At 52.0% G+C, this 24,941-nt stretch carries 20 protein-coding genes; 10 read left to right on the top strand and 10 right to left on the bottom strand.

The features are described from left to right. Positions 1 to 32: 32 nt before the first annotated feature. The 4 genes from ACWAU4_RS03680 (at position 33) to ACWAU4_RS03665 (ending at position 5,687) form a co-directional block, all read left to right on the top strand. Positions 33 to 638, top strand: a complete 606-nt coding sequence (locus ACWAU4_RS03680) for a hypothetical protein (RefSeq protein ID WP_208125509.1) — start codon at positions 33 to 35, stop codon at positions 636 to 638. Further along, complete coding sequence (locus ACWAU4_RS03675) at positions 638 to 3,163, top strand: hypothetical protein (protein WP_208125508.1); 2,526 nt, start codon at positions 638 to 640, stop codon at positions 3,161 to 3,163. Before ACWAU4_RS03680 ends, ACWAU4_RS03675 begins: the two co-directional genes overlap by 1 nt. 213 nt (positions 3,164 to 3,376) lie before the next feature. Further along, positions 3,377 to 5,302: a peptidase U32 family protein gene (locus ACWAU4_RS03670; RefSeq protein WP_107352408.1), complete on the top strand. Its 1,926-nt coding sequence runs from the start codon at positions 3,377 to 3,379 to the stop codon at positions 5,300 to 5,302. 10 nt (positions 5,303 to 5,312) lie between these two features. After that, positions 5,313 to 5,687, top strand: coding sequence for a PH domain-containing protein (locus tag ACWAU4_RS03665; protein WP_208125507.1), 375 nt, complete (start codon positions 5,313 to 5,315; stop codon positions 5,685 to 5,687). A 12-nt stretch (positions 5,688 to 5,699) separates the two neighbouring features. Here ACWAU4_RS03665 and ACWAU4_RS03660 read toward each other — a convergent pair whose 3' ends face one another. Together ACWAU4_RS03660 and ACWAU4_RS03655 are read right to left on the bottom strand one after the other, a co-directional pair. Continuing rightward, positions 5,700 to 7,391 carry an ATP-binding cassette domain-containing protein gene (locus ACWAU4_RS03660; RefSeq protein WP_208125506.1) on the bottom strand — a complete coding sequence of 564 codons (1,692 nt, stop codon included), beginning with the start codon at positions 7,389 to 7,391 and terminating at the stop codon, positions 5,700 to 5,702. A 328-nt stretch (positions 7,392 to 7,719) separates the two neighbouring features. After that, positions 7,720 to 8,751, bottom strand: coding sequence for an IS630-like element ISSen5 family transposase (locus ACWAU4_RS03655; protein WP_208124907.1), 1,032 nt, complete (start codon positions 8,749 to 8,751; stop codon positions 7,720 to 7,722). A gap of 306 nt (positions 8,752 to 9,057) precedes the next feature. Here ACWAU4_RS03655 and hipB point away from each other — a divergent pair, with 306 nt between their 5' ends. Next, entirely contained in the window at positions 9,058 to 9,306 is a 249-nt protein-coding gene (gene hipB, locus ACWAU4_RS03650; RefSeq protein WP_025011264.1) for a type II toxin-antitoxin system antitoxin HipB, read from the top strand. Then, positions 9,306 to 10,607, top strand: a complete 1,302-nt coding sequence (locus ACWAU4_RS03645; protein ID WP_208125505.1) for a type II toxin-antitoxin system HipA family toxin — start codon at positions 9,306 to 9,308, stop codon at positions 10,605 to 10,607. Before hipB ends, ACWAU4_RS03645 begins: the two co-directional genes overlap by 1 nt. Positions 10,608 to 10,747: 140 nt before the next feature. Here the strand turns inward: ACWAU4_RS03645 and ACWAU4_RS03640 are convergent, their stop codons facing one another. Beyond that, on the bottom strand, positions 10,748 to 12,115 hold the full coding sequence (locus tag ACWAU4_RS03640; protein ID WP_028781110.1) for an L-cystine transporter: 1,368 nt from the start codon (positions 12,113 to 12,115) through the stop codon (positions 10,748 to 10,750). Positions 12,116 to 12,418: 303 nt separating this feature from the next. On the opposite strand from ACWAU4_RS03640, the gene ACWAU4_RS03635 reads away from it, so the two are divergent. Then, complete coding sequence (locus tag ACWAU4_RS03635) at positions 12,419 to 14,446, top strand: S9 family peptidase (RefSeq protein ID WP_071237209.1); 2,028 nt, start codon at positions 12,419 to 12,421, stop codon at positions 14,444 to 14,446. A gap of 77 nt (positions 14,447 to 14,523) precedes the next feature. On the opposite strand, the gene ACWAU4_RS03630 is transcribed toward ACWAU4_RS03635, so the two are convergent. Further along, positions 14,524 to 15,108: a LysE family translocator gene (locus tag ACWAU4_RS03630; RefSeq protein ID WP_117200305.1), complete on the bottom strand. Its 585-nt coding sequence runs from the start codon at positions 15,106 to 15,108 to the stop codon at positions 14,524 to 14,526. A 108-nt stretch (positions 15,109 to 15,216) separates the two neighbouring features. On the opposite strand from ACWAU4_RS03630, the gene ACWAU4_RS03625 reads away from it, so the two are divergent. After that, positions 15,217 to 15,660, top strand: coding sequence for an Lrp/AsnC family transcriptional regulator (locus tag ACWAU4_RS03625; protein WP_144158747.1), 444 nt, complete (start codon positions 15,217 to 15,219; stop codon positions 15,658 to 15,660). A 118-nt stretch (positions 15,661 to 15,778) separates the two neighbouring features. Next, complete coding sequence (locus ACWAU4_RS03620; protein WP_208125504.1) at positions 15,779 to 17,521, top strand: sensor domain-containing diguanylate cyclase; 1,743 nt, start codon at positions 15,779 to 15,781, stop codon at positions 17,519 to 17,521. 32 nt (positions 17,522 to 17,553) lie between these two features. Here ACWAU4_RS03620 and ACWAU4_RS03615 read toward each other — a convergent pair whose 3' ends face one another. After that, positions 17,554 to 18,756, bottom strand: a complete 1,203-nt coding sequence (locus tag ACWAU4_RS03615; RefSeq protein WP_107005583.1) for a NupC/NupG family nucleoside CNT transporter — start codon at positions 18,754 to 18,756, stop codon at positions 17,554 to 17,556. Between the two features lie 631 nt (positions 18,757 to 19,387). On the opposite strand from ACWAU4_RS03615, the gene ACWAU4_RS03610 reads away from it, so the two are divergent. After that, positions 19,388 to 20,590: a porin gene (locus tag ACWAU4_RS03610; protein WP_045284007.1), complete on the top strand. Its 1,203-nt coding sequence runs from the start codon at positions 19,388 to 19,390 to the stop codon at positions 20,588 to 20,590. Positions 20,591 to 20,636: 46 nt separating this feature from the next. Here ACWAU4_RS03610 and mtgA read toward each other — a convergent pair whose 3' ends face one another. The 5 genes from mtgA to ACWAU4_RS03585 form a co-directional block, all read right to left on the bottom strand. Continuing rightward, the gene (gene mtgA, locus ACWAU4_RS03605; RefSeq protein ID WP_037475400.1) at positions 20,637 to 21,353 is read right to left on the bottom strand and encodes a monofunctional biosynthetic peptidoglycan transglycosylase; all 717 of its coding nucleotides are present in this window, start codon (positions 21,351 to 21,353) and stop codon (positions 20,637 to 20,639) included. 206 nt (positions 21,354 to 21,559) lie between these two features. Continuing rightward, positions 21,560 to 22,228 carry a lipase family alpha/beta hydrolase gene (locus ACWAU4_RS03600; RefSeq protein ID WP_208125503.1) on the bottom strand — a complete coding sequence of 223 codons (669 nt, stop codon included), beginning with the start codon at positions 22,226 to 22,228 and terminating at the stop codon, positions 21,560 to 21,562. After that, positions 22,204 to 22,629 carry a thioredoxin TrxC gene (gene trxC / locus ACWAU4_RS03595; RefSeq protein WP_028781103.1) on the bottom strand — a complete coding sequence of 142 codons (426 nt, stop codon included), beginning with the start codon at positions 22,627 to 22,629 and terminating at the stop codon, positions 22,204 to 22,206. The genes ACWAU4_RS03600 and trxC overlap by 25 nt, the downstream gene beginning before the upstream one ends. Before the next feature lie 80 nt (positions 22,630 to 22,709). Then, complete coding sequence (locus ACWAU4_RS03590; RefSeq protein WP_044733691.1) at positions 22,710 to 23,450, bottom strand: sporulation protein; 741 nt, start codon at positions 23,448 to 23,450, stop codon at positions 22,710 to 22,712. A gap of 253 nt (positions 23,451 to 23,703) precedes the next feature. Then, entirely contained in the window at positions 23,704 to 24,894 is a 1,191-nt protein-coding gene (locus ACWAU4_RS03585; protein WP_144216899.1) for a class I SAM-dependent rRNA methyltransferase, read from the bottom strand. Between the last annotated feature and the right edge of the window lie 47 nt (positions 24,895 to 24,941).

The raw sequence follows: 24,941 nt of genomic DNA, 5'->3' as shown, positions 1-24,941 counted from the left end.
GAATTTATCCCAATCATACAGGAGGTATTACAGTGACAAGATCTCAGTGGTTCCAGCGTCTATCGGCGCTATGTCTCGTCTCAGCCAGTTTGCTGCTGACACCGGCAGCCGTGGCCCAAAAACATCTCAAACAAAATCTCAGTCAATTGACCAGTCAGGCGTCCAGCATAGTCTCGGGCCAAGTGGTGTCTGTGACCGATGGCTTTGATGAGCGCAAACGCCCCTATACCCAGATCACCATTCGGGTAGGTATGGATGCCAAGAACAAACATAAGGCAGGCAGCGAATATACCTTCCGCCAGTTTGGTTTGCTCAAGCCCCGTTCCATGGGTAACGGCAAAGTCTACCTGGGCGTATCTCCCGAAGGCTTCGCCCGCTGGTCGGTTGGCGAGCAGGTAGTGGCCTTTATGAATCCGGATCTCGGTGCAGGCCTGACTTCTACCGTAGGGTTGGAACAAGGCAAATTCATTGTGCAAAACGGCAAAGTCAGCAATCAACTGGGCAACATAGGCCTGTTTGATGGCATGAACACCCAGTCGCTCAGCCCTGAAGAGCAGAGCCTTATCACCACGGCCGGCGCTGTGGATGCCGCCGCATTTATATCTCTGGTTGGCAAACTGGTACAGGAGGCCAAATAATGAAGCTTTCAAGAATTGCCACGGCCTTACTGTTGGGCTCAGTCTCCTCTGCCGCGCTGGCCGGTGGCCCGCTGTATATTCACGAACCCACAATGCAGCCCTATAAGTGGGATACTTCCAAGGGGGCGATTCCCGTCTATACCGACGGCGGCCCAGTGATTAAAAACAAGGATGGGGTTGACGTACAAACCTTCACCATTCTGGAAAAGGGGCAGGTGTTCAATCTCGACATCACACTGCCGGACGGCACTGTTATCCCGGCAGGTACAGTGCTGGACCGGGATTACACCTTCCTCAGCATAGCTCAGGCCAATGCCATTACCGCCAAGGCCGTGGGCGAATGGTCAGCGGTGGAAACCTCCACCTTTGAGATGTCGGTGCAGGGCACCATTGAACAGCAAATCGGCATCCAGGACGTCAATCAAACCAATGTCGACCAGATCTATTCCGCCGTAAACGGCTATGGTTTCTGGGTCAACTATGACACCGACGGCCAGATACTGGAACAATATTTCGGCGTACCACGCAGCCAGGTCCTGGGGATAGCCTTCCCCGAGTGGGCCGATGAAGAAACCGGTGAAATCCTCGAGGCCACCGCCTTGATGAACGGCTGGTACGTGGGTATAGATGACACAGAAGGCGAAATGATTGCCGGGGTATTTACCCATGAATTCGGCCACGCCCTCAACATGTCGCACTCCCAGGCCAATGGTCATCTCAGCTATATGTCGGCCTCTTACAGCCCGCAATATGACGGGGTACCGGGCTGCGCCATCACCAATCAATACACCAGCGCCAGCCAGATAGCGCCGGACACTATTGAAACCATGTTCCCCTTCATCAATGTGTTAGGAGTTCAGGGTGCCGAGCAATCAACGGTCAATGTGCGCGACGATATAGTCAACCTGTCCGACCTCTATCCAACGGCGGAATATCGTTCAGGCTACGGCTCGATTTCCGGCACCTTGTACACCAAGGAAGGAGTGGACTATTCGGGTATGAACATGGTGGCCCGCAACCTGGATAACCCTCTGTACGATGTGGTCACTCAGCAGTCAGGCAACCTGACTCAAGGACTGGTAGGCCCGGATGGAAAGTTCACCATCAATGGATTGACTCCCGGCGGCCGCTATGTGCTCTATATGGAGACCATCAAGGCCGGTGGTTATCCTACCCGACAAACCGCCCTCTTGTCAGAGGCCGAATACTGGAACAGCAATGAAAGCAGCAATCCGGCCAGCGATAGAGCCTGTGATTTCACTCCTATCATTGCCGAAGCCGGGGTGACCAAACAGGCCGATATCTATTTCAACGGCTATAGCGATGGCATCCAATATACCCCACTGGTAAGCGCCTTTGTGCTGGATCATGCCAAGAACGGCAAACGTGCCATGGGGATAACCGGCACTACGCCTTTCCTCTATGACAGCACCAAGAAAGCCCTGTTCGAGCTGCACCCGGCCGGTAATGCCGTGGTTGCCGGACACGCCACCATGAACAAAAACGCCACCAAGGCCGGTGTCATGGCGGACTTCAGTGGCAACGGCATCAGCAATGCCGCCATCTGGGATCTGCGTAGCGACAAGCTGACCTCGCTTGGGGATCTCAACGGTAACAGCTGCGGTGGCTCGGGGCAGTCAGGCACCAACTCCAGCTATGTCTGGGATATGGATGATAGTGGCAATACAGTTGTCGGCACCGCCTATCTGGATACTGACGGTAACGGCGCCTGCCAGAGTGCATTCAAGGACGAGATAGTACCCTTTATCTGGACCAAGAAGGCCGGTATGCAGCAACTGCCTTATCAATTTGCCGAAAAGGTTCAATGGCTGCGTGCCGACAGAATAGCCGGCAACGGCAGTACTATTACAGGCACTTATGATGGCACCAGTCAGGTTGCCTGGGTCGATGGCCGCTTCCACGACACCTCAGCTGAGTTTGGCGCCCAGGACTCCTCGGTGATCTCCAACGACGGCAGCACGGTTGGCTTTGGCACCCGCACCGGAGTCACCCTATGGCATACGGACTCGGGCCAACAGGAGAACATAGGTAGCCTGCGCTGGTGTGAGCAGGTACCTTTCAATCACTTCTTCCTGGGTAATCTGTGTGCCGAAGGTTGGGATCACGACAGCATCAGCGCCGAGTTTGGCGTACCGCGTATGCTGCTGCTTGATGCCAGCGACGATCTGTCGATGATTACTGCTCGCTCCGGCAGCCTGTTTACCGGTTTCAGTGGTGGTATCTACCTGGAAGGTTTGGGCTGGATGAGCACCAGGGAGTTCTTCGCCAAGCAGGGCGTTACCGAAGCCAAGGCGCTGACCATAGATAACCCATTTGCCATCAGTGCCAACGGCTCTGAAATGATGGGGGGTATCGCAGGAGCTGTCTTGTCTATCGATGTCGATCTGAACAAAGCCTTTGTCTGCCGGGATGGCCAGGATGTTCAGCTAAGCTTCCCGAAACAGGTGGTTGCTGCCGTCAAAGACGGAGCCGAGTTTGGTCGCTGTGCCCACCTGAACGATTGATGCAAAGTTGAAGTAAACAACTGCCAACGGGAGCCTCAGGGCTCCCGTTTTTTGTCTGCCTAAAACCTTCCATCATGCGGTTGTTCTCAAGCCAGGCTGCCACTTTCCAACCGAAGAAATTGGTGCATCTGATTCCTTAGGCTTTCATGAATTACTGGCTCTGCTATAATTTGTGCCCGAAATTTTCAGGCATTTCCAGACGAGCGGTAAGCCATGTCCACTACAGGTGTTGAACTCTTTAATCCCGGCCAACAGGCACAAGCCCCTGATGCCGCCCCCAGCCAAGCGGTGCAACTGGCCGACAACAAGCTGGAGTTGATGGCTCCGGCCAAGAATGCCGATTTCGGTATCGAGGCCATTCGCCACGGGGCGGATGCCGTCTACATTGGCGGCCCGGCGTTCGGTGCCCGCCATACTGCCGGCAACAGTGTTGAGGACATTGCCCGCCTGTGTGAGTTTGCCCATAGATATCACGCCCAGGTATTTGTCACCTTCAATACCATATTGCTGGACGATGAACTGGAAGAGGCCAAGCGCCTGATCTGGGCCGTGTACGAGGCCGGTGCCGATGCCATTATTGTGCAGGACCTGGGGCTGCTTGAGCTGGACTTGCCACCGATTGCACTGCATGCCAGCACTCAGATGGATAACAGGGTTCCGGCCAAAGTCGCCTTTCTCGAGCATGTGGGCTTTTCTCAGGTGGTGTTGGCGCGGGAGCTGAGTCTGAGCCAGATTCGCGCCGTGGCCGCCGAGACCAAGATGCGACTGGAGTTCTTTATCCATGGCGCCCTGTGCGTGGCCTACAGCGGCCAATGCTATATCAGTGAAGCCTACACAGACCGCAGTGCCAACCGCGGCGAATGCTCGCAGCAATGCCGGATGCCGGGTAATCTCAAGACCCGCCAGGGCGACATCATTGCCAGCAACGACCATATGCTGTCGCTGAAGGACAACAACCAGACAGATAACCTCGAAGCGCTGATCGATGCCGGGATCCGCTCCTTCAAGATAGAGGGCCGACTCAAGGACCTCAGCTACGTCAAGAATGTTACCGCTCACTACCGCCAGCAACTGGATGCCATCATGGCGCGTCGGCCCGAGTTTGAACCCTCGTCCCACGGCCGCTGCCGCTACAGCTTCACCCCGGATCCGGACAAGAGCTTTAACCGTGGCAAGACGGACTACTTTGTCAATGAACGCAAGGCGGACATCGGCGACTTCCGTACTCCGAAATACTTGGGAGTAGAGGTAGGCAAAGTCAGCAAGATAGGCAAAGACTTCATCCAGGTCGACTCGGATGCCGAGTTCCACAACGGTGATGGCCTGGGCTTCTTCGCCGCCAACTATCAAAAGGCCAGGTTGTCGGATGACAAGCTGACAGGTTTTCGGGTCAACCGCGCCGAGGGTAACACCCTGTACCTGAAAAACATGCCGAAAGATCTCTATGTCGGTGCCACCCTGTATCGCAACAAAGATCAGGCCTTTGAAGCCCTGCTAGCCAAAGAATCTGCCGAGCGAACCCTGTTGTTGGACTTCAGCCTCAGCAATACCCAGACAGGTCTGGCGCTAACCGCCGCCGACCGTCATGGTCATCAGGCGACAGTGACCGCTGACTTCGAAAAACAGCAGGCCAAGGATATTGGCCGCAACCGTGAATCACTCGGCAAGCATCTCGCCAAGCTGGGCAATACAGATTTTCGTCTCGGACAAGTGGATTTGGGCGATGCCGAAGCCGTTTTTGTACCGGCATCCATAATCAATGGCCTGCGCCGTGATGCCATTGCTGCCCTGGACGAAGCGCGCATTCAGGGGTATCAAAGACCCACGCCCTGGGTACGGGACGACAGTGCCCGCTTCCCGCAGCGCAGCCTGACCTATCTAGGCAATGTGGCCAACCAAAAGGCCAAGGACTTCTATACCCGTCACGGGGTGGTATCCATCCGAGATGCCTATGAAGTGCGGCCGGTAAAAGGCGATGCACCCTTGATGATCACCAAGCACTGCATACGTTACAGCTACAACATGTGCCCCAAAGAAGTGCCGGGGATCAAGGCAGAGCCGCTGGAAATGGAGCTGGGTGGCAAGCAGTTCAAGCTGGTGTTCGACTGCCATAAGTGTGAAATGCTGTTGGTAGGCTAAGGAGAAAAACATGGGATTTTTGAACGCCTTGATGGGCAACGCCAGTGAAGTGGATCTGGATAAACTCAACGAAGAACTGACGCCGATTATGGCCGACAGCGAACAGTTGCAGCTGGCCTATAAACTGGTTCGCGACATGTTTGTCTTCACCAACAAGCGCCTGATCTTGATAGATAAACAAGGCATGACCGGCAAGAAAGTGAGTTATCACTCCATCCCCTACAAGGCGATAGTGCACTTTGAAGTGGAAACCGCCGGACGCTTCGATATGGATGCCGATCTCAAGCTGTGGATCTCAGGCCAGGCAGAGCCCCTGGTCAAAGAGCTCAAGCGCGGCACTGATGTGGTGGGTATTCAAAAGACCATAGCCAAATTCACGCTCTGAGGTTAAAAAAGTCTAGGATCCGCTATTTGGCAGGGAAAGCGCTTCTTCAATGCCGGTCTGCGCCACAAACTCCTCATCATGACTGATCAGAATAAAAGCGCCCGGGTATGCTGCCAGTGCCGCGGCCAGACGCGCTTTCGATTCAATATCCAGATGATTATCAGGCTCATCCAGCAGCAGTAAGGGATTGCCCCGCTGATGACTGACATAAAGCATGGCCAGCTTCATCTTTTCACCGCCGCTGAGACAAGCCACAGTGCGGTGCACCTGCTCGGCGCGAAAGCCTATCTGGGCCAGCAGAGTGCGGCGCTGACTGTCATCCATCAGGCTGGGATTCACCTGGTTATGATCAATCGGGCTGCTATCAACTTGAGCACAGCGCTGCAGGGTTTCCAGCAATGTCCACTCTGGCTTGAGTAAGCTGAAATGCTGATCCAGATAGACACTGTGGCCATTGAGTTGCACTTGCCCAGAGCTCAATGCCAGCCTAGCCTGCAAGACCCGAAGCAAGCTGGACTTACCACTGCCATTGAACCCCGCCAGACGCAGTTTCTCGCCACTGCTGAGGGTTAAATTGATAGGCTCTCGACTGCCATAGGGCAAGACAGCATCCAATAGCCGTACCAGCGTCTGCTTCGCCACTGGCTGGCCAAGGGTTTCGCGCCCCAGAGTCAGGTTTTGCCTATGCCTTTGCTCACACTGCTGTTTCAGCCCGGCAAGCTCAGAGTCCAGCAGTCGCTGATGTTGCCGCTCCCGGGTCGCCATGGCCGCCGCATTGGCACCGGCCCGCTCTTTTTGACGGTCGAGCAACACCTTGGCCTGGCTGCCACTGCGCGCCAATTTCTCCCCTTTGGCTGCCCTCTGTTGTGCCCGCTCCCGGCTCAACTGCGCCTGCTTTCTTGCCTGACGCCGGGCCTTGACGACATTCTCCAACCTGCGTTCAAGCGCTTGCTGTGCCAGGGTGTGCTGATGCCAATAGCTGTCATAGTTGCCTCCATAGGAATCGAGCCCCAAGCTGTTGAGCTCCCAGATTTCATCCATCTGTCGCAGCAGATCTATGTCGTGGCTTATCAGCAGGATCTGCCCCGAAAATGCCGACATCCGCTGCCGCAGCCACTGTCTGCCGTCTCTGTCCAAATGATTGGAAGGCTCATCGAGCAGCAACCAGTCGGCCTCGCTTTGAAACAAACGCCACAGTTTCAACTTGGCCTGCTGGCCACCACTGAGGCGTTCGAACTCAAGCTCGGGCTCTGCCGGCAACCCCAGCTCCCGGCAGAGTTCGCAAAAGGTTTGCCGCACCTGCCAGTCGTCATTGAGCTGCTCAAACCAATGACTGTCACAACAGCCCTGCTCTATTTGTGTCAGCGCCTGTAATCTGGTCGCCAAGCCCAGACATTGGCTCAGTCGGCTTCCGGTTTGCATTGTCGGCACTTGGGACGAGGGGCCATCAATCCGGCTTGCTGCGGCCGTTAGCAGCTTGGGTTCTTGCTGCTGCCGGTATATACCGCAAATGCCCCGGCGCTCAACCGTGCCGCTATCCGGCGCTCTCAAACCGCAGAATATTTCGCCCAGCAAACTCTTGCCTATGCCGTTGCGACCAATCAGGCCGGTCATTCTAGCGCTCAGACTACAGCTGATATCGGCAAACAATGGTTCAAGGCCATGGGTATAGAGTGAGATTTGTCTTGCATTAAATGCCTGCATCTTGCCTCCTGCAGACAGGGAGGCACGGCGAGATCCGATCCGGGTTTAAGCAGTCATGATATGGCGAATGAGTACCAACTGACTGCAACAATAAAGACTTGAGCGAACACGCCGACCGACCCTGCCAATCTAATAATGGAAAAGTAAAAAAGATTGGTGATCAGGTGTCAGTTGTTCATTTTGGCGTGAGCTCCAATAAGCGAGGATGGCGGAATTGTAACCGCCTGAGACAACAAAAATCCAGCTTGTCCCCTTTGGGGGGTTGTCCTTTGGGATGAGAGTGCGGCTCAAAACTAAACAGGATGCTAAATAGCTGATCCGAATACTGCTACATTTTCGCGATGCCATGTCCGTTGCCGGGAAAAGGCGAAACGGTTTCCATAAAATGCCATACCTTACCAAGAAGTTCCCGCATGTTTCGGCAACTGTGATTACGGGTTACCGTTTCATGTAGTGCCAACCATAAGCGCTCTATCTTGTTGACCCAAGGTGAGTATACCGGTTGAAACAACAACCTGAACTTGGGGTTGCTCTTGAGCCAAGCCAGTGTTTTACGGCTCTTGTGAATGATGTAATTATCCAGAATTAGCGTGATAGTTTTGGCTTTGCGGTAATGTCGTTTGAGCTTTTCCAGCACCGCAATAAACAGCTCCGATGCCTTGCTGGCGCTGCTCACATAAAGCACTTTTCCTGTCTTGGTATGTAGCGCTCCTGCCAAGTAGTGCTTGCGGTTGTTACCCGGGGTGACAACACGTTTTTGCTGCCCTTTGGGCATCCAGTCCGCCCCGATTTTGGGGTTGAGGTCGATGTCTACTTCATCTTCATAGAATACCGGGTGCTCAGCACTGCACTGTTCAAGTGCCTGATTTATAGCGGCAATTTTCTCAGCTTTGTATGGGTCTTTAATGCGCAACGTCGGGGCTGAGCGGCGCCAGACTATGCCTGCTTCGGGTAACAGGCGGCGAATGGTTGATGCAGCTACGCATAGCTTAAGCTGTGCATTAATCACCTTGGCAAGCAGCTCACTGCTCCAGCGGCTACGCTGGTAACCAAAGTCTTCCGGACAAAGCTGGATAAGCAGTGACAGACAGAGCAATATCGGGTTAATAGGCAAGATGGTTGGCCGCCCCGGCTTCTCTGATTTCAGTCCATCGATGCCACATTGGGTGTACCAGCCCAACCATCGGCCTATGCTGGAGCGGGCTGCGCCGGTGATGTGCTGAACTTGGGTAACCGGCAGCCCTTGATGCAACATCAACATCGCAATAAGACGCCTGGCAAAGTGCTTATCGTTGGTTTTTTGAATCAATTTTTGCATGCGCTTGCGCTCAGCGCGGCATAGTGGTGCTAAGATAGCCATTCTCAGTCCTCGGCGAGTGGTGGGTTTGTTTGGCGATAGATCTGATCGCTCAAACAGGACTGAGTTCCCTTCCTGTGATCTACTATTTGGAACAGCTATTTAGAGCAGTATATGACTCAGCTCAATATCATTGTTCCTTCTGACTTCTATTGACTAAATATCCTCAATAGCGGATATTTAGTCAATTATACCCCAGTGGGTATAAAGCAGCATTTATCCCAACAAAGGGATAAATGCTAGCTAATCCTCTAGTGGGGATATGAGATAACTTTAAAATTCATCTCTAATCATTGAGGGCTGGAACTAATGATATATAGTCCAAAGCAACTCGCAGATATGATGCTACTGATACGCCAAAAGAATGGCTGGACTCAGTCAGAGTTGGCGAAAAAAGTCGGTATAAAGCAAGCAACAATCTCGAACTTCGAGAACAACCCCAACAAAACAACGCTTTCTACCTTCTTTAAGCTTGTACAAGCTATGGATCTAACACTGAGTATCCAAGAAAAAACACAGCTGACTTCACCAAGTGAAAATGATGATGAGAGTTGGTAATGCAAAAGCTAATAGCATACATGAATGGTGAACTTGTTGGCACCTTGGCGAAGCATAAGAACGGCGCTCACACTTTTCAATATGATAAGGACTGGATAACCAATGCAATAGCTCGCCCACTGTCATTGTCTTTGAGGCTTCAATTACCGACTATCACTTCCGATGCCGTTATCAACTATTTTGACAACCTCTTACCAGACAGCCCACAAGTCAGAGATAGGATCGTTGCAAGGTACAAAGCCTCGTCCAAACAACCATTTGATCTCTTGAAAGAAATTGGAAAGGATAGTGTTGGTGCTATTGCACTATTTCCTCCCGAACACCCCTATAAAAAAGAGCCACTCAGCTACGAAATATTGGATAACAAGAAACTAGAAGCCGTTCTTTCTGCATACAAGTCTGATATTCCCCTCGGGATGCTCAAAGAGGAAGAAGACTTTAGGATCTCAGTGGCAGGTGCTCAAGAAAAAACCGCACTCTTATTCATTGATGGACAATGGTGTATACCGAAAGGAAACACCCCAACCACTCACATTATCAAGCTGCCAATAGGCGAAATACCACAAGCTAACGCGACCCTGGATCTCAAAGATAGCGTAGAAAATGAATATCTTTGCATTGAGCTAGCTAAAGCGCTGGGATTCGCAGTTCCCAGCGTCAATATAATCAAAACAGACAACCTTAAAGCTTTAGCTGTAGAACGATTTGATCGACGCTGGACAAAAGACAGAGCAGGCTTGCTACGCTTACCTCAAGAAGATATTTGCCAGGTGTTTGGTATGCCATCATCCATCAAATATGAATCTCAAGGTGGCCCAGGCATAGCACAGATCATGAAGTTATTAATGGGCTCAAGTAATGCACTTGAAGATCAATATAACTTCATGAGATTCCAGGTATTTCAATGGATCATTGGGGCTACGGATGGACATGCTAAAAACTTTTCTATCTATATTGATAGAGGAGGTAGCTATCGACTCACTCCATTCTACGACATTCTGTCGGCCTACCCATTACTTGGAGGAAAAGGACTCAATATTAGACAACTTAAGCTCGCAATGGGATTAAAAGCCACAAAAGGCAAGAAGTATGAAATCAATAAAATCCTGCCTCGTCACTTTTTAGATACTGCTAAAGCTGTGAATTTTAGTCAGGATAAGATGCAAAGAATAATGGATGAAATGAAAGGTGCGTTACCTGAGGCAATCTCGCAAGTAAGGGCGAATCTACCGGAGGGCTTTCCAGAGCATATCTCCAACTCAATTTTTGAGAATGCCAAGAAAATAATTAAAAAAATCTAGCTATAAGATATTAATCTTAAATGATATTTCCATAAGCGGATGCGGGTTAATTTCCTTTTAAAGTAAGATTTTCATTACCTGTGCCAATCTAAAAAAGGATGCCGCAGCATCCTTTTTCTCAAGCCGTTAGCCGGGACAACTTACTGCTGCTCGGCCGTCTGGTTTTCCGTGGTTTGCTTCAATAGCCGACTGGTCATGGTACCGGCGGTCATGGAGCCGGATACGTTCAAGGCAGTACGCGCCATATCAATCAGCGGCTCGATGGAGATCAGCAGCGCCACAATGGCCACCGGCAGCCCCATGGCAGGCAGGACGATCAGCGCCGCAAATGTTGCACCGCCACCGACACCGGCTATCCCGAAGGAGCTGATGGTCACTATGGCAATCAAGGACAGCATGAAATGCAAGTCCAGTGGATCTATGCCCATGCTGGGCGCCACCATGACAGCCAACATGGCAGGATAGATACCGGCGCAGCCGTTCTGACCGATAGTGGCACCGAACGAGGCCGCCAGATTGGCAATGGCCGGCGGCACATTCAACTGGGTCACCTGAGCCTCGACATTCAACGGAATAGTCGCCGCCGAACTGCGTGACGAGAAGGCAAAGGTCAGCACGGGCCAAATTTTACGGAAGTAGTCCAGAGGGCTAACGCCCACCATGGCCACCAGCATGCCGTGAACAACAAACATCAGCAGGATGGCGACGTAAGACGCCAGAATAAAGCCCAACAGGTTGAGCATATCGGCAGCGCTGGAAGAGGCGACCACCTTGGCCATCAGCGCGGCAATACCATAAGGAGTCAGCGCCATAATCATCTTCACCAGGCGCATAACAATCGCCTGCGCACCTTCAACAAAGGTCCGTATGGGGGATTCCAGTTGCTCTTTCTCATGCATCACCTTGCGGGCCGCTATCCCGAGGAGGATACCGAAAATCACCACGGCAATGATGGAAGTGGAACGGGTACCGGCCAGATCGGCAAAAGGATTTACCGGAATAAAGCTCAGCAGCATTTGCGGTACAGTCAGATCGGCAATCGAAGCCGCCTTGGTATCCAATACCGCCATTTGCGCCGTTTCCCGGCTACCGGCTATCAGCCCCTCGGCAGAAATCCCTGAGATGGAAGTGACCAGAATACCTATCAAAGCCGCTACGGCCGTGGTCGCCATCAGAATAAATATGGTCAGGGAGGAGATCTTGCCGAGCGAGCCTCCCTTATCCAACTTGACCACTGCCGCGACCATGGATACCAACACCAAGGGCATGATCACCATCTTCAGCAAGGCCACATAGCCACCACCGACTATGGCTATCCAACTGAGCGTCTCTGCAGTGACCGGGCTGTCCACGCCAAAGTAAGACTGCATCAGGAAACCATAGGCACTGCCGAGGATTAAACCGATCAGCACCAGACGGGATAATTTGTGCTCTTTTTGCTGTTGGTGAAACAGAATAAACAGAACGCCGAGAAATACCGCAATGGATGCGATAACTGCAATAGACATATGGAACCTTATACGGGAAACGGTATATGAAGAGAGAATCTACCGCATAATAAGCGCTAGTTTAAGCACGACAAAATATTAAGTTATTATTCTTTATAGCCTCTGATTATAAATGGCCTGGCTTACCCCCATACAAAACGGCCAAATTTCGCACGATACCGTACGAGCGATAACAGAAAGTTACACAAAATAATCCCATCAAGCCGTGCCCGGATAAGCTTGTTTTCATCATCCGGGGATATACTCCCGAGGCAGCCTTCGCTGCCAAATATAATAACTATCTGTATCTAAAGGAGACTTTCCGTGAAGAAGGTTGGAATTCTGTTGCTCTGCCTCTTGATGCCACTGGCATCGGCGTGGGCAGAGCCGGGCAAGCCCTTGTCGGTTGAGCTATTGTGGCAACTCAAGCGTATCGGCAGCCCGGTAGTATCGCCCGGCGGCGAGCATATCATCGCCCCCGTGACCGAGTATGATGTCAAGGCCGACAAAGGGTCGACCCAACTTTGGTACTTTGATGCCGATGGCAAACATCAACGCCCACTGACTGCCGCCGGACTCAAGGTGAGCAACCCGGTATTTTCTCCCGACGGCAACACTCTGGCCTTTGTCAGCCAGCGCAATGAAGACGATGCCGGGCAGATCTATCTGCTGCCGATGAATGGCCCGGGTGAAGCCCAGCGGCTGACCGAAGTGCCTACCGGCGTGTACGGCATCAAATGGGTAGGTAAACATCTCTATTTCATCAGCAACATCTTCCCCGGGCAGGACTGGAAACAGATGCAAGATCAGCTGAAAGCCGACAAGGACAACAAGACCTCGGCCAAGCAGTGGAATGCCCTGCCCTATGCCCAGTTCGATCACTGGCTGGATGAACGTCGTCAGGCGCATGTGTTCCGAATTCCTGCCAAGGGCGGCGAGATAGAAGCCATTACTCAAACACTGGGCCATGAGCTGCCTCGTTCGAGTCAAAGTGCCGGCAGCTATGATGTGTCTGCCGATGAGAAACTGATCGCCTTCAACGCCTACGGTTCCGACAACCGGGTCGATCCCAAGCTGGACATCTTCCTCGGCAAGATAGGCGCAGACAAGGCAGAAAACCTGACAGCGGACAACGAAGCGCCCGATAGCCGCCCCAGCTTCAGCCCCGACGGCAAGACGCTGGCCTTCACTCGCCAGAAGATCCCGGGTTTCTATGCCGACACCTCCAGGCTGATGCTGCTGGATATCCACAGCCGTAAGCTCAAGACCCTGACCGCCAATTGGGACAGATCTGTGTCTCAGTTCAGTTGGACACCGGATGGTAAAGGCTTCTACGCCGCCATTGATGATGCCGCCACCAGCCGTATCTATCATATCGATGCCAAGAGCGGCAAAGTGAAGGCGATCACCAAGGACACCAACTATGGTCAGCCGCAGATAGGCAAGAAAGGTACTCTGATTGCCCTCAATGACAGCTTCCTTTATCCGGCGCGACTGCTGGCGATCAATCCCAAGAACGGCAAGGGCCAAAGGCTGGAGCAGTTCAATGACGAACTGCTCAAGGATGTGGATCTGGGCAGCTATGAGTCTGTGACCTACAAGGGTTACAACAACCAGGATATCCAGATGTGGGTGCACTACCCACCGGGTTTCGATCGCAGCAAGAAGTACCCGCTGTTTATGCTGGTACACGGCGGCCCACACAACGCCATCAGCGATGGTTTCCACTATCGCTGGAACGCCCAGACCTTCGCTTCCTGGGGTTATGTCACCGCCTGGCCTAATTTCCACGGTTCCAGCGGCTTCGGCCAGGACTTTGCCGATGCCATCAACCCGGACTGGAAAAACAAGTCTCTGGATGATGTCCTCAAGGCAGCCGACTGGTTTGAACAAAAGAGCTGGATCGACAGCGATCGCATGGTGGCCGGTGGTGCCAGCTACGGCGGCTATCTGACCTCCATCATCCTCGGGCAGAAACATCCGTTCAAGGCGCTGTTGATCCATGCCGCCGTGTACGACATGTACTCCCAGATGGCTTCCGACTTCGCCGTGCACAGCACCCGCTTCGGCCACTACTGGGAAAACCCGGAAATCTACCAGTCGATTTCACCCCATTACTTTGCCGCAGGTTTCAATACCCCGACGCTGGTGAGCCATGGTCAGCTGGACTACCGGGTACCCGTGGGGCAAGGTTTTGAGCTGTTCCGCACCCTGCAAAGCCGTGGAGTGGAATCGCGGATGATCTATTTCCCCGATGAGAACCACTGGATCATGAAGCCCAACAACTCCATCTATTGGTATAACCAGGTCAAAGATTGGATGACCCATTATGCCGAGCCGGGCCCACGTTAATCGCCGATAATCGGCATCCAAGCAAGAAGGCGACTCAGGGTCGCCTTCTTTCATATTAATGCCATGGAAAGCGAACATCAGAGCATGGGTACTATGGATGCCAGCAAAAGACCGCCCATCAACAGGTTAAAACCACGGGCGTAGTTGGGCGCCGTCAGCCAGCGACTCAACTGTTTGCCGATAAGGGTCCAGATACTGACAGACGGGACATTGACCAAGGCAAATATCACAGAGATCAGCAACAACTGCTGCCAACTGGCACTCGGGTTGTAAAGACTCACCGCCGCCAGCGCCATGGACCACCCCTTGGGATTGAGCCACTGAAACAATGCCGCTTGGATAAAGGTCATGCTGCGATAACCTTCATTGGTATTTCCCGGACGACTCAAGGCGATTTTCAGCGCCAGATACACCATGTAAGCAATACAGAGCAAACTCAGTAACTGGTGCAACCAAGGATAGGCCTGAAACAAGCCGGTCACGCCGATCCCCACCAACAACAGCATCAGGCTGAACCCAAGTACTATCCCCAGCATATGCGGTAAGGTGCGAATAAAACCCACATTGGCACCTGAAGTCATCAACATGATGTTGTTGGGCCCTGGGGTCACGGTTGAAACAAAGGCAAACATCACCAAAGGCCATAGCAGATTAGGCTCCATTCTTGCTTTACTCCTGAAATAAACAGTCAGCAAATACTAGATGGATTGGTACGCAATTTTGTGCTTATATTTGCTGTTAAAGCGAAAAGTAAGCAACAAAACATCAACATGGATAGATTTGACGAAAGAATATTGCAAGAGCTACAGAGTGATGGCCGGATCTCCAATGTCGAGCTGGCCGAGCGAGTGGGATTATCTCCCTCTGCCACCCTGAGGCGGGTACAGGAACTGGAGCGAAAAAAACTGATCAAGGGCTACCGGGCCGTATTGGACAAGAGCCAACTGAACATAGGTTTTATTGCTTACGTCGCCATAGGCCTCAACAGTCACAGTAAACAATCCCAGTTGGGCTTTGAAGAGCATATCCGCTACGCCAGGGAAGTGGTAGAGTGCCACAATATCACAGGCGCCAACGAATACCTGTTGCGGGTCGAGACCAAAGATCTCAGCAGTTATAAACGTTTTCATGCCGAAGTCCTCGGAGAATATCCTCAAGTCAAATCCATCACCACCATGGTGGTAATGGATTCACCGAAAGATCAACGTCAATAATTGTCTGCGATAAACCGCATGTCGCATGGTATTGCTGGCGACACTTTTTATCCTTGGGTACCATTGAGCAATAAAGAGGCGCCTGGACATGCCGGCGCCAGGGAAGATGGATACCTGAATGGAATTGAGATATGCGTTGCTGTGCTTGTTTTTGCTGCTAACCAGCCTAAAACTATTTGCATTAGAGCAGGTTAAGCTTCCCATTGTTGACATAGAACAAAGCAACGTCGCGCTTGATGAATTCAAAATCGGCTATTTTGTTGATGACAGCAAGAGCCTCGGTTTTGAGCAGGCAAGCCAGAAGCCTTTCGGCGTAACCAATAATGTCACCACCTTGGGCACCAATGCCAGGGTCACTTGGTTCAAGCTGATACTGCACAATAAGCTCTCGCAGGAAAAGCCGCTGTTTTTACACCTGCCCCATGCTTACCATGTGCAGCAAATCGACATCTATGAAGAAAGCGGCCAACAACTGCAACGACACGAGCAGTTGGATCTCGAACAGGCCGCCGACAACCCACTCATGTATCGGGGTACAGTCGTCTACCCATTGAAGCTGGCCCCAGATCAGATAACAACCCTGTATATTCGTAGCCACGCCTACTCCCATCAATGGTTTGCCATGACACTGATGGATGAGGAAAACTCGCGGCGGGCCCTGGTGAGCACTCACTATGATATTGCACTTATGGTGGGCATGTTGCTGGCACTGGTGTTCTACAACTGCCTGCTTTATTTCGCCACCAGTAAGAAAGAGAACATCTACTATTCGCTGTATCTGATCTCGGGTCTGGTGTGGATTGCCCTCTCCTATGGCTTAGTTGCCAGCGTGTTCAACGCCTACGGCTCGAGCGTCTTCATGCTCAATCTGTCGCTGATCACCATGCCGATTTTCCTGCTGCTGTTTATGACGGCCATCTTCGAGACCAGGCAGCTCTACCCCACAGAGCACAAGGCGTTGCAGCTGATGTTGCTGTTACTGCTGGCGACCCTGTTCTGGGGCTTATTTGATATCTCAGCAGCACTCAAACCCGCCAGTAGCCTGGCAGCACTCATGATGTTGGTGACCTTCTCTGTGAGTATCTCCCTATATCGCAAGGGCAATCCACTGGTGAAGTACTTTCTGGTGGGCCACAGCTTCTTCGTGATCTTCAACGGCATAGCCGTGCTCTTCTACAAGGGCTTGATCTCTCCGAGCTATCTCAGCAGCCACGGAGTCGGCATAGGCATTATGCTGGAAGCCCTGACCCTGGCGTTTATCATCTCCTACAGGATCAAAATTCTTGAAGATATCCGCGCCTCGCAGGAAGAGCTCAAGCGCCAGGCGGCCACAGACCCTCTGACCAAACTCTATAACCGGCGCTATTTCTATTCTGAGGCCGACTATCAACTTAAGCTGGCCGGCCGCAATGGCGAAGCTATCTCTGTGCTTATTCTGGATATAGACAGTTTCAAGCAGATCAACGATAACTTTGGTCACCACTTGGGCGACAGGGTGATAGTCGCCCTGGCCAAATTATTGAAGCAACACTGCCAAGGAGCCGAGATGGCGGCCCGCTTCGGCGGTGAAGAGTTCGTGATCTTGCTGCCGGGAGCCCCACTAAACCAAGCCTTGCAGCGAGCCGAGCAGCTGCGCCTCAATGTCGAAGCGATGCAGCTAACCGCCGACACGGGAGACAAGATAAGTTGCACCATAAGCTTGGGCATCGCCGAGGTTGAAATTGCAACAGAATCGATAGAAGCGGCCGTAAAACGAGCCGACCGCGCGCTATACCAAGCCAAAAACAGTGGCCGCAATCGCATATGCGCCGACACGCCAGGGGCGCTAGAGAGCTTACCGGCTGCCGCTGACTCGGTTTGAAAAAAACCGGGGGAGCCTCGGCTCCCCACTGCTTAGAGCATGATGCCTGCAATAACCGCCGACAATAAGCTCACCAGAGTCGCCCCGTAAACCAGTTTGAGACCGTAGCGGGATACTACAGCACCTTTTTCGGGGCTGAGCGCCTTCACCGCGCCGGCGATCATTCCAATTGAACTGAAGTTGGCAAAAGACACCAGGAACACCGACAACACTCCCGTGGTATGAGCCGACAAGGCCCCCTCTTTGACCATTTTGCTCATATCTATCATGGCGACAAACTCATTGGTTACCAACTTGGTGGCCATGATACTGCCCGCTTTCATCGCTTCGCTGGCAGGAATACCTATCAACCAGGCCAAGGGATAAAACACATAGCCCAATACCTGTTGGAAATTGATACCGAACACCACCTCAAACAGATAGTTGACCAAGGCAATCAGGGCGATAAAGCCAATCAACATAGCCGCGACTATGACGGCAACGGTAAAACCGGCAATGATATATTCCCCCAGCATCTCGAAGAAACTGACCTTGCCACTACTCTTTTTATCGGCACTCATCAGTTGGTCTGTGGTCGAATTATCCACTTCATAGGGGTTAATAATATTGAGCACCACAAAGGTACTGAACATATTCAGTATTAAGGCGGTCACCACAAAACGCGGCTCTATAAGCTGCATATAGGAACCGACAATCGACATGGATACTGTGGACATGGCTGTGGCAGATAGGGTGTACATCTGCTTGTCTGTCATGTGGGGAACCAGGTTCTTGATGGCAATGAAGTTCTCTGACTGGCCCACAATCATGGAGCTCACGGCATTGAATGACTCCAACTTTCCCATACCGTTAATCTTACTGAGACAGATACCTATCCCCTTGATGATCAAGGGCAGGACTCTCAAGTACTGCAATATACCTATCAAGGCAGAAATGAAAATAATCGGCATCAGCACCATGAAGAAAAAGGTAAATCCCCCCTCATTGGTCACACTGCCAAATACAAAATCCGTCCCTTGCTTGGCAAACTCCAGTAACTTGGAGAAGGCGGCGGCAAAGGCTCCCACTATTGTCACCCCAACAGAAGAGTTCAACAGGAACCAAGCCAGCAACAATTCCACCAGCAGCAGTTGTATCACGTAGCGGATTTTTATCTGGCGCCAGTTATTAAGGTTAGCCAATAGTGCCAAGCCAAGAATGGCCAACATACCTACAAAAAAATTTACATATTCCATAGCATCCACCTAACGCTGTTTTATTTTTAGCCACTCAAAATTTAATTCAGTAGAAACTGAATATGAGTGTGTTGTGATTTTAATAATCTTGAATAAGTTAAAAACAATGTGATCGGCAATAGTACAACAGTGAATTCAAGCAAATTCATGAATATTAATTAATAATAGATTATTAAATCTATTCATAGTGTTATCGATCAAGCTTGATAAGAGTAAGTTCAAAAAACAAACAATCTTCTTATTAGCAATAAAAAAACAAAATATATAGCAACAATTCAAAACACAAAACCAATCACAAAAGCCAACAACTGCAACCTGAAAACAAGCCATACCACCAAAAAACAACAAAAAACCGAAAAGCGAAAACGGATTAAACACAAAAATTAATCATGCTTTATATTCCACTTTTCACTTAAGTGTAAAAACCTACTCAAAGGAAAATACAAAATACCGATAATTAAAAGGTTAGAGAAAAACAACCATTATCAACGTAGATTAAAACCCATCAATAATTTAGCCACAGAACTCGGCAACAAGTGTTAATTCCACAAGAGCCAGAACAAACCACTTTCAAAAAGAAAAAGCCTCAATAAAATCCGGATAAAAATAGTGAGAGTGAAACAAAAACAAGATGAAAGGTTCAAGTCCGGCAATTAAACCCATAGCCTTATTGGTCATATCAATATTGGCAAGTTTTACGGCCAGTGCCGTCGAAATCTATGGCGATGAGAATAACCAGGTGATTGTAGGCGGTAGGTTGCAACTGCATGTGATCAACACCCAGGGAAAAACCGAGATGGCCAATGCCGGCTCCAGAGTACGCTTCGGCTTCGACCATAAGCTCAATAACGGCTGGGTCATAGACACCCTATTCGAATGGGGCGTCAACGCCGTTGGCAAAACCGATTTGGTATACAGCAGCGACAGTGCCTTACATGCCGAAAGTGACGATTTTCTCAGTAATAGATTGGGTTATGTCGGCTTCAGCCATGAAAACTATGGCCGCCTCTCCTTCGGTAAGCAATGGGGGGTATGGTACGACGTTGTCGGTGCCACCAACCAAGGCATGGTGTGGGATGGCAACGCTGCCGGAGTATTCAGCTATAACAAAGGCGATGGCGCAATCAATGGTGTCGGCCGCGGTGACAAAATCATGCAATACCGCAACAGCTGGGGAGCATTCGAGTTGGCTGTTCAGGCACAAATTAAAGATGAATTAACCAAACTCAAGGCCAGTGGTGACCCAATAAATCCTTTCCCTCCGGGTTCCATGTTGAATGACTCATTCCATGACACTCAAGTGCGAATGTACAACACCTACGGAGTTGCCCTTGGCTACCAGCTGGGCGGAGGTTGGAAACTCACCTTGGGTGGCAACACGGGTGATATAGATATCATACGTACCGGCCAACGGCAGCAACAAGAGACAGATTACATCTATGGCATGGGAGTCAGCTATGGTTGCTTTGGCTGTGACGGCCTGTTTGCAGCAGCCAACTACAATCACAACGCCTGGCACGATACCGATAACTTGGGGCGCATGTTGCCAAAATCCCAAGGTGTGGAAACTTGGATATCCTATCAATTTATCAATGGCCTGCGTCCATTCATCTCCTACAACATGCTCGATGCCGGTGCCGAATATGCCAGCGCCTATGGCGGCGATGAATTCAAGCGGCAGTTCGTATTTGCCGGATTGCATTATCAGCTGGACCGCAGTGTGACCCTATTCCTGGAGGCTCGGAAAGACTGCAGTGAGATCCATTCCAGCCTCGCCGGCATGGCCGACTCAGAAGATGACGGCGCAGCCATAGGAGTGCAATACAACTTTTAGACCTGTTCTCCCTTTGCAGGTTTGCCCGTTTGACCAGCGGGCTTTTTTATTGCAATTGCTTCAGGGTTCCGCTTCCCAGTTGCCGCATCTGTTGCTGGATCCAGTCGGCGCGGCGGTTCATGTAAGCGCTGGGGGGATTGATTTGATATTGCCAGGGATTGGGCAACAAGGCGGCCAGCAAGGCTGCCTCGCGGGACGACAACTGGGCGGCGCTCTTATGAAAGTAGTGCTGCGCCGCCGCTTCGACGCCGTAGATCCCCGGGCCGAATTCGACAATATTCAGATACAACTCAAGGATCCTGGGCTTATCCAACACCAGCTCCAGAAGCAGGGTGAACCAAGCTTCGGCCCCCTTGCGAATAAAGCTGCGCGAAGACCACATAAACAGGTTCTTGGCGGTTTGCTGGCTCAAGGTGCTGGCGCCTCTGAGACGCTCCCCCTGGAGCTTTTCCTCTATGGCATTCTGAATCGCCTTGAGATCAAAACCGGAATGAAGGGCAAAACGCTGATCTTCACTGGCGATCACCGCCAGTTGCATATTGGCAGATATCTTAGTCAGCGGCTGCCATTGATGTTGCACCTGATGTTGTACCTGTTTGACCGGCGCAGGCGGAAACCAATAGCGTTCAATACGCCAACTCCACAGCGGTGGGTTAACAAACTTAAGGGTAATCACCATCAGCAGGGACAGTATCACCAGCCCCAACAGCAGTTTTATCAACCAGGCTGTCAGTCGCCTCAACCATCCTTTTTTCGCGGCCAAATTCGCTCCTGATAAATAAGCTCCCCCAAACTGAGTGAGCCTGGAAACCCTCTGTGAATAATAATTGAGTATTTTGCAAGGTGCGAACCCGGTCCGGAATGACAATCTGTAAGCTTATCCGGAACACCCGGGAGACTCAGTGGCACTTTTCTTTAGCCAGTGCCTATTAACCAGAGCCCTTAACCAGTGCCGATTACCAATGCCCGTTAGTCAGCGCCGAAGCGGCCGCGCTCAAGAAAACCCTGTACCGCCGCCAGCGTATCCTGATGCCAATGTATGGCCTTATGGCACAGGGGCAACACCATCCAATCATTAGCATCATCACAACGGGTGGACGCCAGGGATACCCGGCCATCGGACTCGCCGTCAATCAAGGTACCCAAGGGATCCTGAGTCCCACTGCCGGCGATGATCCCAAGATGAGCCTGACTATCCTCGCGCCAACTTGCCCAGCGCTGCCCCGGCAGCAGAGATTGCAGCGGCTGAAATAGCCTGGAATATCCCGGAAGCTTATCGGCCAGGCTCGCCAGTGGTGAACCATCATGGGGCGTGGCAATAAACACACTGTGGCCCAAATTGTCGGGCGGCTGCTCTGCCAGCAGTTGCCGGACGATTAAGCCTCCCATACTGTGAGCCACAAAGTGCACCCTGGGATACTGCTGCCAATTCTGCTTATCCAGCGCCTGGCGCAATGTCGCTACCGCTTGTTGCAGTGAGCCGAAACGGGTGGGCAATCTGGGGCACAGGATACTGTATTGCCGGGCCAAGCCTTGGGCCAGAAACTCCATGTCGCGCTCATCTTTGTTGAAGCCATGAACCAGCACCACCAGAGCTTTGCTGTTATCCAGCCTCAAATTGGCTGGCTCTTGAGCCATTGCTGGAATGCCTGTTTGGGCATGGCACCGGCCTGTTGGGCTATCACGCGGCCATTTTTGAACAGCATTATGGTCGGAATGGAGCGGATCCCATACTGAGCCGCCAGCGCTTGCTGAGCCTCGGTATCCAGCTTGCCGAAACGAAACTCCGGCTCCAGCTCGGCGGCACTCTGCTCGAATATGGGGGCAAACTGTTTGCAGGGGCCACACCAGCTGGCCCAGAAATCCACCACCAACGGCAGCTCTGACTTGTGGGCATGGTTGGCAAAGTTGGCGCCGGTCAGCTCAAAGGGTTTGCCCTGAAATAAAGGCTGCTTACAGTGACCGCACTTAGGGCCTTGAGACAGCCGTTCTTCCGGCACCCGGTTCATTCCAGCGCACTGGGGACAAGCAATCAACATAGAACTCTCCTCTCAAGCGGCGTTATCGCCGCACATTGTGAGATATGGGGATGACTCACGCCAGGCTCAAGCCAGTCGACTCAAACCAGATGAGGCTGCAACGCGGCCAACACCTGGGGATAATCGGCCTGATTATCCAAGGTCAGACTCAGATAGCCATCGCCGCGAAAGGCCCGGTCCAGCTCCAGCAAGATATGGGTTTGCTTTCCGGCCGGTACCAGGGTGAGCTCCACTTCACGCAAAAGGCGGATCCCAAGCCCTGCGGGTACAAACTCCAACTCTTGATAGCAGCCTGAACCACTGCGAAACCCAGAGGTGTTGATATAGCCTTGCTCGACATCGGCTTTTTTAAGGACAAAGCCCAGCTCCTCCATGGCCTGCAGCAGGTGCAGCAACAGCTGGGTAGGCTGGATCTGCAGCAGATCCTGATCGCCCGGATCTATGGCGTAATCTATCGCCAGCCCGGTTTGCAGCCAGACCCGGCATTGATTGTTACGCACAGGCAACTCGGTAAATGGGGTCTCAGGATGCAACTGACCGATGAAAGGCAGTTCTCTCACCTCTCCGGCCTGAAGTTCAAAGCCCTCGCTGATGCGCCAGCTGGCCAGGCAATGATTGATAAAGTGGCTGCTGTCGCCATCACTGACTTTAACCCGGGTCATTAGGGCCAGCTCCAGGCCGGCAATACTTTGGCTTACCTCGCCGCCTTTGAGCACGATTCTGGCTTCAAAGGTTTGCCCGGGTTGCAGGCTGGCATTGAGCAAGCGGGTATCTACACTGGCACCACCAACGCCAATTGCGGCAAGCAGTTTCTTAAACATCCTATGTTCCTGTTTACTTAATAGACCTTGCCGCATTTAAGCCCCTTTTCCCCATAGAGTAAAGGGCGCCAGTATGCTTGATTTCACTTGGAAGACATCAGTTACTTTTCCCCATAGAGTAAAGGGCGCCAGGGGTTAACCCAAGACGGCAACAGCACAGATAGCGGTGGTTGAAAAAGATTAGGAACAAAAAAGGGAGCCAGGCCCCCTTTGTTCTTTGTTGATCATGCCTGGTTAATCAAAGTGGCCTGAGTTACCAGACTCTGGCCACCAAACCTTTGAGATAAAAGCCTTCCGGGAAAGCGCCACCTATGGGGTGATCCGAAGCCTGTGACAGGCGCTCGATAAACTGCAACTCACGCTTTGCATCCAACGCCGCATCGGCCACTATCTTCTGGAACAGATCCGCCTGCATCAGCCCCGAGCAGGAGAAAGTCAACAGAGTGCCGCCCGGCTGCAACAGCTGCATGGCGATCATATTGATATCTTTATAACCGCGGCAGGCACCGTTGAGTTGCGCCTTGTTATCGGCAAACTTGGGCGGATCCAGCACTATGACATCAAACTTACGCCCTTCATCGCGATATTGTCTGAGCAGCTTGAAGACGTCGGCCTCATGGTAATGCACATGGCTGTCGTCCAGTTGATTGAGTGCCATGTTCTGCTTCGCCGTGTCCAGCGCCAGCTTGGAAACATCGACATTCTCAATACTGGCGGCGCCGCCCTTGGCGGCATAGAGGCCAAAAGTGCCTGTATAACAGAAGCAGTTGAGCACAGACTTACCCTTGACGAAACGGGCAGCCATGGCACGGTTGTCACGCTGATCCAGATAGAAACCCGTCTTGTGACCCTTGGTCACATCCACGGCGATCTTGATACCGTTTTCCTCTATCACCACAGGCATGGCCGGCAATTCGCCATGCAGCAGGCCGGTAACCAGCTCCAGGCCCTCTTTTTTACGTGACTCGACATCGGAGCGCTCGTAGATGGCGCAGTCCGGGTAGAGCTCAGAGAGCACAGAGACCAATGTATCGCGCCAATAGTCGGCGCCGGCCGACAGCAACTGACACACAAGCACATTGGCATACTTGTCTATGGTGATCCCGGGCAAACCGTCCGACTCGGCGGCAATAAGGCGATAACCTGTGAGCCCCTTCTCGGCAATCAGGGCATCACGCCCCTTTTGGGCCCGCACTATGCGGCGTTTGAAGAACTCCCTGTCTATCTCTTCATCGCGATTAAAGCTCCAAACCCGCACCTGGATCTGCGACTCCGGCGACCATGAGCCCCGCCCCAGCCAGCGGCCATCATGGGCAACAACTTCAACCGTTTCGCCCATTTGTGGTTTGCCTTTGATATTGTGAATACCGCTGGAAAAGACCCAGGGGTGATGCCGCAGCAGGGATTTTTCCCGGCCGGGTCTAAGTTTGATTTTGAGTACCATGATGCGCCTGTCTGGAGTGTCGGCAACCGGGTCCTGATGACCCGACT

This window comes from Shewanella sp. FeAMO (genome assembly GCF_053653955.1).
Note: the sequence above shows the minus strand (reverse complement) of the source record. Positions and strands in the feature narration are given on the sequence as shown.